3 protein-coding genes and 1 pseudogene are annotated in these 2,991 nt (G+C 46.7%); 3 read left to right on the top strand and 1 reads right to left on the bottom strand.

Features of this window, described 5'->3' with window-relative positions; translation table 11 throughout:
- From Q0413_RS03180 to Q0413_RS03170, 3 genes and pseudogenes are all read left to right on the top strand, one after another.
- Positions 1-263 (top strand): annotated as a pseudogene (locus tag Q0413_RS03180) (hypothetical protein); the annotation flags it as partial.
- 137 nt (positions 264-400) lie between these two features.
- Positions 401-859: a hypothetical protein gene (locus Q0413_RS03175; RefSeq protein ID WP_298987219.1), complete on the top strand. Its 459-nt coding sequence runs from the start codon at positions 401-403 to the stop codon at positions 857-859.
- Between the two features lie 274 nt (positions 860-1,133).
- Positions 1,134-1,943, top strand: a complete 810-nt coding sequence (locus tag Q0413_RS03170; protein WP_298987217.1) for a class I SAM-dependent methyltransferase — start codon at positions 1,134-1,136, stop codon at positions 1,941-1,943.
- Positions 1,944-1,986: 43 nt separating this feature from the next.
- On the opposite strand, the gene Q0413_RS03165 is transcribed toward Q0413_RS03170, so the two are convergent.
- The coding region (locus tag Q0413_RS03165; RefSeq protein ID WP_298987214.1) for a cation:proton antiporter at positions 1,987-2,991 on the bottom strand (1,005 nt) is incomplete at its 5' end.

Raw genomic sequence — 2,991 nt, 5'->3', positions numbered from 1 at the left:
ATAAATTTGAGCAAATTTTGACGCTTGAAGCCACAAAAATACGGATAAATCATGCTAGGATTTGGCGGATCCGCTTTGCGGACGGCGCGAGCGAGCTTGAACGTGGCGGCGCAAACAAGCCTGAGCAAGACGGCGTGAGCGAGTATAAATTTGTGCCCGCCGCTTCGATTTTTGAGCCGAGCTTTAAAGAATTTTTGCAAATTTTACGCGAGAAAAACCGAGGCGCGATCAAGACGGAGTCTGGATTTTGGGAGACCGTTTAGCGAGGCAAAATTTTACAAAGCGAATTTGCAAAAAAAGTATAAAAGGTGCGGAGCTTTCAGGCGCGATCGTCGCAAAGGGCGGCAAAAGCTACGCGCGAAACCGCAAGAAGCGATAAATAGATAATGGGGGGGGCAAAATGAAACGCTGGAGCAAGCTTCAAAAACGACTTTACGAACTCGTGGATGAAAGCATTGATTTTAAGCTCCACTGCACGGTTTATAGGATGCAAAGCAGGCGCGGCAGCACGGATTTGCCGCGATATTTTATCACGCTTGCGGGCGAGATTATTTTTGATTACCCGAAGGATTTCGTGCTAAAAAGCGGCAGCGTAAAAAGCCTAGCACAGGGCGCTCTAACGAAAATTTATCCGTATGGTAACGACATAAGCGACATCGGCAAGCTTATCCGCGAATATATCGATACGCCAAAAGAGGAGCTGTTTAAAAAACACTTTGATGCCGATGAATGGGGGCTCGCAAATATCCTAAAGGCTGCCGACAAACGCATCGGCAAAAGGAGGCTGCAAATTTTAGCCAAAAACAAGAAAAATCAAGCGATGCAAAAGGTGATAGCGGCTAGATTGGGAGCTTTGTAATAAATTTGAGCGGTGATTTAAAAGCGGAGCGAACAAGCGCGGGCGGCAGGTTAAAATTTTGATTTATGAGCGGACTTTTAAAATTTAGCTTCGATCGTTCGGTGAAAATTTAAAGAATTTCGAGCAGATAAAATACGCAGAGGTGGGCTTGCCTTAGTACTTTTCGCCGGGCGGTTTGAAATTTCAGGCGGGTTTGGGCGTGGCGCATAAATTTACGCTAAAATTTAACGAAAAAATGGTTCGATCTGCTCGGAAAATTTTAGAAAGGATAACTATGATTTTAGCTTCAAACTACGATGAGATCGACTTTGACGCGCTTTATAAGGCGCAAAAAGCAAAAAGCTCATTCGGCAAAAAGCTGGCCGAGCATTGGGACAAAAAGGCGCCCAGCTTCAACGAAGGCGTGATGAAAAGCGCCTACGCGCGCGAGTTTATAGACAAGGTCGATTTTGCTGGCGTTTCAACGCTGCTTGATTTTGCGTGCGGAGCGGGCGCGCTTAGCATCGCCGCAGCGGACAAGATGGAGCGGATCTACGGCTACGATTTTTCGCCCGAAATGCTGGAATTTGCCCGCGAAAACGCTCAAATTTATGGCGCGAAAAACATTAAATTTGCACAAAAAGCCTTCGAAGACGATTGGTCGGACGTGCCTGCGTGCGATCTCGTTTTTGCCTCGCGCTGCCTTGAGGTGGACGATCTAAAAGCCGCGCTTAAAAAGCTTCTTTCAAAGACCAAAAAGGCGCTTTACATCACGTTTAAGGTGGGCGGCAGCTTCGTGGACGGGGAGATTTTGGATGCGATAGGGCGCGAAGTCGAGCAAAAGCCAGGCTTCGTCTATCTTTTAAACATCCTGTTTCAAATGGGCTATCTGCCGAGCCTCAGCTACATTAAAGCCTGGTGTCACGGCGGCGGAGCGAAAAGTGCGGAGGAGTTTGTGCAAAAGACGCGCTGGATGCTCGGCGGCGAGCTAAGCGACACAGAGGAAGCGCGACTAGCGGAGTGTTTTAACAGCGGCAAATACGAGCCAAAGCTGGACTTTATGCACTGGGCGTTCGTGCGGGTGGATAAGGCAAATAGAGCCTAAATTTAAAGCATATGTCTAAACTTGCTCATAAATTTGAGCAAGTTTAGTGCTCTTTATGCTCCTGCCACCTTTGCTCCTCAAGGTCGATGTGGTATAAAAACGTCCTAATCACCTCTTCGTCGATCTTTGGGTCTTTGTTGAGCTCACAAAGTGCCTTTCTTTGCTCCTCTAAAATTTCAAAATAGGTCTGCCTGACCTTGTCGCTGATCTCAAAATTTTCACTCTCAAGCTTAAAATTCCAAACTTCTTTGAGTTTCTGAAACAAAAAATTCTCCTCATTGCAAAATTTCTCGCTTTGAAATTTAAGCGAAGCCTCGGCAAGCACCTTTTCGATCTTGATCCTTGCAAGTTCATTTGGCATATGGTCGTTAAAGTCTGGAAATTTCACACTTTTTATGAGCAGTGGCAAGCTTAAGCCCTGAACTACGAGCGTTAGCAATATCACTACGAAGGTGATAAACAAGATAAGGTCTCTGTGCGGAAAGGGCTCGCTACCGGCCATGGCAGGGATAGAAAGTGCCGCAGCCAGCGAGACTACGCCCCTCATGCCAGCCCAGCCAACGATAAACGGCGTCGCTTTACCTGGATTGCGATCGTCCGCCACGTTGATAAAACGCTTCATAAACATCGTGATATAAACAGCTCCGTATGATGCCAAAAGCCTAATGACGATGAGCACGGCAGTGACCAAAACGCCGTAAAAGATCGCCTCAAAGAGCGAGACACCGCTACGCTTTAGCCCTGCTAAAATTTCAGGCAGATCAAGGCCGATCAAGGTAAAAGCAAGGCCGTTTAGCAAGAAAATGAAGTTGTTCCAAATGGGCACAGCGTGGATCCTTGTTGAAGCGGTGAAAATTTCATTTCTTTTAGTTGAGAGATAAAGTCCGCCACAAACCACCGCCAAAACGCCGCTAGCACCTAGCTCCTCAGCCAAGATATACATGATATAAGGCGTCGTGATCGTCATTATCGTGTCGCTGTTTTCGTCAGTTGGCAAAATTTTATGTAAAAAATAAGCTACAAATGCCACCACAAGCCCTGCCAAAAC

This window comes from uncultured Campylobacter sp., assembly GCF_938045465.1.
Lineage (GTDB): Bacteria > Campylobacterota > Campylobacteria > Campylobacterales > Campylobacteraceae > Campylobacter_B.
This window is presented reverse-complemented; position numbering and strand designations above follow the sequence as displayed.